Source organism: Trujillonella humicola (assembly GCF_046233715.1).
Lineage (GTDB): Bacteria > Actinomycetota > Actinomycetes > Mycobacteriales > Geodermatophilaceae > Trujillonella > Trujillonella humicola.
Map to the genome: position 1 here is coordinate 1 of NZ_JBJNRJ010000154.1, position 489 is coordinate 489.

The 489-nt window shown below is 66.3% G+C and carries 1 pseudogene; it reads left to right on the forward strand.

Annotated elements, in window-relative coordinates:
• Nucleotides 1–162: 162 nt before the first annotated feature.
• Nucleotides 163–342, forward strand: a pseudogene (locus tag ACK586_RS25520) (tyrosine-type recombinase/integrase); the annotation flags it as partial.
• Between the last annotated feature and the right edge of the window lie 147 nt (nt 343–489).

Genomic DNA, 489 nt, shown 5'->3' on the forward strand with positions numbered 1-489 from the left:
CTTCAGCCTTGAACTGCGGACTGAACTTCCTCCGCTGCTCGGGCATGAACGCATCCTCTCAGTTCAGAGGACGTGTCCAAGATCGTTGGTACACCCCAGTCAGCAGACGAGCCGAGACTGCGCTGGCCATGGCCAGATTCACGACCAGGGAGGCGATGAGCGATGGCGTCGATCGCGAGGCGGCCTGACGGCACCTACCGGCCGCGGTTCCGCGATGAGACCGGCAAGGAGCATGCCCGCCACTTCAAGCGGAAGGTCGACGCCCAGCGGTGGCTCGACGAGCAGACCGCCGCGATGGTGACGGGCGCTTACGTCGATCCGCGCGCCGGCCGGGTGACGTTCGCGGATTACGGGCTCTTCGTACCTGCGGTGGGTGTGAGGGACTCGCGCGGGTGAGTTGAGGCCGGGATGGGGTCGAGGCCTTCCAAGATCGGAAGCGACCAAGCTGCCCGACCGGAAGGCCTCGACGGTGTCCGAGCCTACGGCGTG